Source organism: Streptomyces sp. LS1784, from assembly GCF_020103755.1.
GTDB lineage: Bacteria > Actinomycetota > Actinomycetes > Streptomycetales > Streptomycetaceae > Kitasatospora.
This window is the reverse complement of the sequence record NZ_JAHSQD010000459.1, coordinates 1-6688: the sequence shown is the minus strand read 5'-3', so window position 1 is coordinate 6688 and position 6688 is coordinate 1. Positions and strand designations below refer to the sequence as shown.

6 protein-coding genes are annotated in these 6688 nt (G+C 75.4%); 3 read left to right on the top strand and 3 right to left on the bottom strand.

Annotated features, from left to right (window positions below; genetic code table 11):
• Positions 1–2291: class IV lanthionine synthetase LanL (gene lanL / locus KS423_RS34550; RefSeq protein WP_224283707.1), on the bottom strand; the 2291-nt coding region annotated here is incomplete at its 3' end.
• 588 nt (positions 2292–2879) lie between these two features.
• Here lanL and KS423_RS34545 point away from each other — a divergent pair.
• The 3 genes from KS423_RS34545 to KS423_RS34535 are packed head-to-tail and all read left to right on the top strand — an operon-like array spanning position 2880 to position 5618.
• Entirely contained in the window at positions 2880–3716 is an 837-nt protein-coding gene (locus tag KS423_RS34545; RefSeq protein ID WP_224283706.1) for a Nif3-like dinuclear metal center hexameric protein, read from the top strand.
• A 23-nt stretch (positions 3717–3739) separates the two neighbouring features.
• Entirely contained in the window at positions 3740–4483 is a 744-nt protein-coding gene (locus KS423_RS34540) for a zinc ribbon domain-containing protein (RefSeq protein WP_224283705.1), read from the top strand.
• A 4-nt stretch (positions 4484–4487) separates the two neighbouring features.
• Positions 4488–5618 (top strand): bifunctional RNase H/acid phosphatase, encoded by a 1131-nt coding sequence (locus tag KS423_RS34535; protein WP_224283704.1) that lies wholly within the window; start codon positions 4488–4490, stop codon positions 5616–5618.
• 21 nt (positions 5619–5639) lie between these two features.
• On the opposite strand, the gene yaaA is transcribed toward KS423_RS34535, so the two are convergent.
• Together yaaA and KS423_RS34525 are read right to left on the bottom strand one after the other, a co-directional pair.
• Entirely contained in the window at positions 5640–6425 is a 786-nt protein-coding gene (yaaA, locus tag KS423_RS34530) for a peroxide stress protein YaaA (RefSeq protein WP_224283703.1), read from the bottom strand.
• Positions 6426–6468: 43 nt separating this feature from the next.
• A partial coding sequence (locus tag KS423_RS34525; protein WP_224283702.1) for a DUF3995 domain-containing protein occupies positions 6469–6688 on the bottom strand: 220 nt, incomplete at its 5' end.

Genomic DNA, 6688 nt, shown 5'->3' with positions numbered 1-6688 from the left:
GCCCCGGCGGCGGCGAGGAGGAAGGCGCCCACGCCGGCCGCGCCGTGGGCGAAGCCGAGGTGGGTGATCCCGGCGAGCGCGGAGTCGAAGTCGGCGGGCACCGGCCAGACCGTCCCGTACGGTTCGCGGCGTGCGGCGGCGAGCAGGGTGCGGGCGCACCGGGCGGCCCGGTCGAGGAACTCCGGTCCGTCGAACTCGTCGTCTGCGAAGCGGAGTTGGGTGAAACCGGAGCCGGCCGCGCCATGGCACACGTCGGGGTTGGGCCACTCGACGGGGATCCGGCGGGCGAGCCCGGCGGCGCGGCCGGCCAGCGCTTCGTCGCCCAGGGCGCGGGCGGCGTCCAGCAGGGCCCAGGCCGTCCCGGACCGTCCGAAGTGCAGTCCGGGCAGCACCACCGGTTCGGCGGCGGCGCGCCGCTCGATCCAGTCCGCGGCGGTCCGGGCCGTCGCCGCGGCCTCCGCCCGTACCTGTTCCGGCAGCCCGTCGGCCGCCATGGCCCGGGCCAGTACGGCCAGCACCCCGGCGGCGCCGTGCTGCACATTGCACGGGTCGGTCCGCTCCCCGGCGGGCACCACCGGCCACAGCCGGTCCCGGTGCCCGGGCGTGGCGGTGGCGGTGAGGTGGCGCAGGCCGTCGTGCAGGACGCGGTCGAGGGACGGGGCGGCGCCCGGGGCCGCTCCCTGGCGGGCGGGGGTATGCCACAGCGGAGTGACGGCGGTGGTCCCGGCGCCGTCCGTGTCCGGGTCGCCCTCGCGCAGTGCCGCCCGTACCCGGGCCGTCCCCCACCGCTGTTGCGGGTCCTCGGCGCGCAGTCCGAGGACCACCGGCGTCAGCCGCCGCGCCGTCCCGCCGGTGCGGGCCGCGAGGGCGAGCCAGCGGCCGAGGCGTTCGGTGACCGGGCGGGCCTGCGGGAGGTCCTCCGGCAGCAGCGGGTCGTGGCCGGTGGCCAGGAGGAAGAGCAGCCCGCCGAGGGCGTAGAGGTCGACGGCCGGGTCGGCGACGCTGCTGCGGGCGGCGGCGAGTCGGCCGGGCCCGTGCTCGGGGGCGCGGTAGCCGGGGGTGCCGGCCGAGCCCGCGAGGTGTCCGGTCCGGGTGGCGAGTTCGAGGTCGACCAGCCGCAGCGTGCCGTCCGGGCGGACCATGACGTTGCCGGGGGAGAGGTCGCGCAGCACCAGCCCCTGGGCGTGCACCCGCTCGACCAGGTCGAGCAGGCCGTGCGCCACCGGCCCGGCCTCGGCCCAGTCGACGTCGGGGCTTCCGTCGCGCCGCAGGCGGGCGGCCACCCAGCTGCCCAAGGGCTGCCCGGCGATTCGTTCCTGCACCAGGAAGACGGAGTCCTCCTGCTCGATCAGTTCGATGGCGCGCGGCGCCAGTCCCTGCCCCGCCAGCCGGGCGAGCAGCGCGGCCTCGTGCCGCAGCGCGTCGCGGGCATCGGTGCCGGCCCGGTCCACCTCCATGTGTGCCCGGGCCTGCTTGACCACGACCTCGGCGCCGCTCGACGCCTCCCGGCCGAGGAACACCCCGCCCTTCGCGCCGTGCCGGACGGCGGCGGTCACCGCGTACCGCCCGGCCAGCAGCACCCCGCCCCGGCGCCGGCCCGAAGCCGTACCCGAGTCCGTACCCGCGCCGGCCGAGGGGGCGGGGGCGAACGGGTCCCGCACCCACCCCGGCGCCCGGTACGAACCCCCGCGCACGTCCTCGGCCCGCTCCCCGCCCGGCCCGCGCAGCACCGAGCGGTACTCCCCGTCGTTGCCCAGCTCCGCCGGCAGCGCGAACGCGCCGTACCGGTAGTGCACACGGCTCCCGGCCCGGTACGGCCGGTCGGAGAGCACCACCGGCCCCGGCAGCCCGGCGGTGGCCCGGTCGAGCTCGGCCGCCAGCCGCTGGAACTGCGCGTCGTCGGCCGGGTAGACGGTGATGAACTTGCCTGCCGAACCACGGTCGCTGTTGCGGGAGTTGAGCTCGCTCAGGCGCTCCTGCGCGGCGGCGAACTTGAAGCTGCACGGGTCTTCGGCGAGCACCCGGACCACTGCCGAGAGCACCGCCTCGCCCGCCGCCGAGGCCGCGCTCACATGGAGCTTCCACCCCTGCTCCGGCAGCGGCGGGGACGCGGACGGCCTGGCCGTGCACCAGAAGCCACCGACGGTGACGTCCCAGTCCCCGCGGCCTCCCCGGCCTCCGGCACCGGCCAGTGCCGCCCGCGTCGCCTCCGGCCACGAGCCCGCCGTGCCCGGTCCGCGCTCCACCGATCCCCTGTCCCCGGCCGTGCGCAGCGATGTGCCCGCCCCCATTCGCCACCACATCCCTTCGTCGCGGCCGCCGCCCCGGGTGCCCACTGCTCGTGGCACCGGGGCGTACGGCCCGGCCTGATCGGTTCCCTCTTGTGTGCCGCCCCGAGAGGGGCGGGAGCGCGGACCGTGCGGTCCGGCGGGCCCGCGGCCCGCTCCGGCGGAGTGCCCTTCCTCGGCGTCCCCGGTAGGGGCTGCTGCCGGGGCAACTCCCGTTCGCAGGACTGAAGTTAGTTTCGAGAAAACCGGCAGCTCAACGCAGAGCCGGTCACTTCACTCTTAAGGGTGATCCAGCGACGGTTTCGAATTCGTACGAGCGCACTGATGTGAGCAGTGGGAACCCGGCGCACCGGTGTGCACGGTCCGCGCGGGGCGGTTCGAGCGCCCCCACCGCGGGTTGACTCCCGTCCGGCCGCAGGTTGACGCGCATCCGTACGCCCCCGGCACCCCCGTCCGAACACCCGGAGCGGTCCGGCAACGAGCAGGCGGCAAGCGATTCGAACGTCGTCCCCCGCGCCGCCCACCCCGCGCCCGGCCCGGACCCGAACGGCCGAGGCCCGACCGCCCCCGCGCGCACGGTAGTCTCGACAGGTGCCGAAACTGTCCGACGTCATCACCGCGCTCGAAGAGGTCTACCCGCCGCAGTGGGCGGAGTCCTGGGACGCCGTCGGCCTGGTCTGCGGAGACCCTCAGGCCGAGGTCAACCGCGTGCTGTTCGCCGTCGACCCCGTCCAGGCGGTCGTCGACGAGGCCGTGGAGTGGGGCGCCGACCTCGTCGTCACCCACCACCCCCTCTACCTGCGCGGCACCACCAGCGTCGCCGCCACCACCTTCAAGGGCCGGGTGGTGCACACGCTGATCACCAACGGCATCGCCCTGCACGTCGCCCACACCAACGCCGACCACGCCGACCCCGGCGTCTCGGACGCGCTCGCCGAGGCGGTGGGCCTGCGGGTGACCGGCCCGCTGGTGCCGGACCCGACCGACCCGCTGGGCCGCCGCGGCACCGGCCGGATCGGCCTGCTGGAACCCCCGCTGGCCCTCTCCGCCTTCGCCGCCCAGGTAGCCCGGGGCCTGCCCGCCACCGCCGCCGGCGTCCGCGTCTCCGGCGACCCGGACCGGCTGGTCAGCCGGGTCGCGGTGTGCGGCGGCTCGGGCGACAGCCTCTTCGCCGACGTCCGGTCGGCCGGCGTGGACGCCTACCTGACCGCCGACCTGCGTCACCACCCGGCCTCCGAGGCCGCCGAGGCGGCGCCCGTCGCGCTGCTCGACGCCGCCCACTGGGCCACCGAGTGGCCCTGGCTCACCCTGGCCGAGCGGGCCCTGCTGGCCGCCGCCGACAAGCGCGGCTGGGCCGTGGAGACCAAGGTCTCCCACCGGGTCACCGACCCGTGGACCGCACACGCCCCCATGTCCTTCACCGCCTGACCCGATTCACAGGAGCTCTCCGCTTGAACGCCGCGCCCGCCGACCAGATCCGCCTGCTCGACCTCCAGGCCATCGACTCGAAGCTCGACCAGCTGGCCCACCGGCGCCGGAGCCTGCCCGAGCACGCCGAGATCGAGAAGGTCACCGCAGACCACACCGCGCTCAAGGACCTCGTCGTCGCCGCCGAGGCCCAGAAGGGCGACACCGCCCGCGAGCTGACCAAGGCCGAGCAGGACGTCGAGCAGGTCCGCGCCCGTGCCGCCCGCAACCAGCAGCGCCTGGACTCCGGCGCGATCACCTCGCCGAAGGACCTGGAGAACCTCCAGCACGAGATCGGCTCGCTCGCCAAGCGCCAGGGCGACCTGGAGGAGGTCGTGCTGGAGATCATGGAGCGCCAGGAGAGCGCCATCACCCGGGTCGAGGAGCTGTCCGCCCGCCTGGAGCACTCCACCGTCGTCCTCACCGAGGCCGAGGGCCGCCGCGACGCCGCCTTCGCCGAGATCGACGAGGAGGCGGGGAAGGTCAAGCGCGACCGCGAGACCGTCGCCGCCGTCATCCCGGCGGACCTGCTGAAGCTCTACACCAAGCTGCGCGACACCCAGGGCGGCGTCGGTGCGGCCCGCCTCTACCAGCGCCGCTGCGAGGGCTGCCGCACCGAGTTCTCGATCACCGAGCTGAACGCCATCAAGGCCGAGCCGGCCGACAAGGTGGTCCGCTGCGAGAACTGCTCGCGGATCCTGGTCCGCACCTCCGACTCGGGCGTCTGAGCCGGTGACGGCGCGCTTCATCGTCGAGGCTGACGGCGGGTCCCGGGGCAACCCGGGGCCGGCCGGCTACGGCGCGGTGGTCCGCGACGGGGACACCGGGCAGATCGTCGCCGAGGCCGCCGAGTTCATCGGCCACGCCACCAACAACGTGGCCGAGTACAAGGGCCTGATCGCCGGGCTCAGGGCGGCCCGCGAGCTGGACCAGGACGCCTCGGTGGACGTCCGGATGGACTCCAAGCTGGTCGTCGAGCAGATGTCCGGGCGCTGGAAGATCAAGCACCCGGACATGCAGCCGCTGGCCGCCGAGGCGCGCACCCTCTTCCCGCGCAGCCGGGTCACGTACACCTGGATCCCGCGCGAGCGGAACAAGGACGCCGACCGGCTGGCCAACGAGGCGATGGACGCCGGCAAGGCCGGGCGCCAGTGGGAGCCCAGGGCTTCACGGGCCGTGGCGGAACCCCCGCTGGAGACCGCCGCCCCCAAGGCCGGCTGGGCCGCCCCGGCCGACCTCGGCACCCCGACCACCTTCGTCCTGCTGCGCCACGGCGAGACCCCGCTCACCCCGGAGAAGCGCTTCTCCGGCAGCGGCGGCAGCGACCCGGAGCTCTCCGACAAGGGCCGCTGGCAGGCCGAGCGGGCCGCCGAGGCGTTGGCCGCGCGCGGCAGCGTCCAGGCGGTCGTCGCCTCCCCGATGCGCCGCACCCGGCAGACCGCCGAGGCCGTCGCCGCCCGGCTCGGTCTGGAGGTCCGGTACGAGGACGGGCTGCGCGAGGTCGACTTCGGCGACTGGGAGGGCCTGACCTTCGCCGAAGTGCGGGAGCGGTACCCGGACGACCTGACCGCCTGGCTCGGCTCCGCCAAGGCCAGGCCGACCGGCAGCGACGAGAGCTTCGCCACGCTCACCCACCGGGCCGGCGTCGCCCGGGACAAGATCCTCGCCCGGTACGCGGGGAAGACCGTGCTGGTGGTTTCGCACGTCAGCCCGATCAAGACCCTGGTCCGGCTGGCGCTGGGCGCCCCGCCGGACTCGATGTACCGGATGGAGCTGTCCGCCGCCTCGATCTGCGCCGTCCAGTACTACGCGGACGGCAACGCTTCGCTGCGGCTGCTCAACGACACCTCGCACCTGCGGTAGGGACGTCCGTCACCGGGGTGCTCAGTGCACCTCGGTGACCACCACGTCCAGCTGCCACGGCTTGCGGGCCGTGCCCTCCGCGGCGAGCTCCACCCGGTGGCCCAGCTCCAGCAGCGCGTCCATCAGCTCGCCCGGCGTCTTCGGCTCGGCGCCGGCGAGCAGCAGGTCCCGGACGATCCGGCCCTTGGTCGCCTTGTTGAAGTGGCTGACCACGCTGCGCTTGCCGTCGCGCTCCTGGAGCACCCGGACGGTGGCGGTCCGGGAGGCCACCTCGCCGGCCGGCTTCCAGGCCGCCGCGTAGGCGGAGCTGCGCAGGTCGAGCACCAGCCCGTCCGCCGCCTCGGGGAGCACGTCGGCCATCGCGCTCCGCCAGTACGCCCCGAGCGCCCCCAGCTCCGGGAGCTTCACGCCCATCGAGCAGCGGTAGGACGGAATCCGGTCGGAGATCCGCACGGCACCCCAGAGGCCGGAGAAGACCAGCAGCGAGCGCGCGGCCCGGTCGTACGCGGCGACGTCCAGGGTGGCCAGGCCGAGGTTGTCGAACAGCACCCCGGTGTACACCTCGCCCGCCGGGCGGGCACCGGCCGTCGGCAGTCCGGCGTTCTTGGCGATCTCGCCGCGCAGGCCGGGGGAGAGGCCGAGCACCTCGGCGGCGGTGTCCTCGTCGCCCCGGCAGAGCCCGACCAGTGCCTCCAGCACCGCCCCGCGGGCCGCCGTCAGCCCGGGCAGCGACAGCCGGTCCAGCGCGACCGGCGAGCCGTCCCCGGATGCGGCCTTGCCCTCCGAGGGCGGCAACAACACCAGCACAGCGGACTCCTTCAACACTTCGTGGCGGACGAACCCGGCAACCCTACTGCGGCCGTCGCCCGACCCCCGCCCCCGCGACCACGGCCGCCCCGGCCCCCAACGCCGCACAGAGCGGCGAGTAGTACCGCACGTTCAGCCGCCGGAACCGGTCCGATCGCTCACTCACCCGTCCGAACAGCACCGGCCCGCCGAGCCCGCGCGCCAGCAGCACCCCGGCCACCGTCCGCACCCCGGCCCGCCGCAAGCTCCGCGGCCCCACCGCC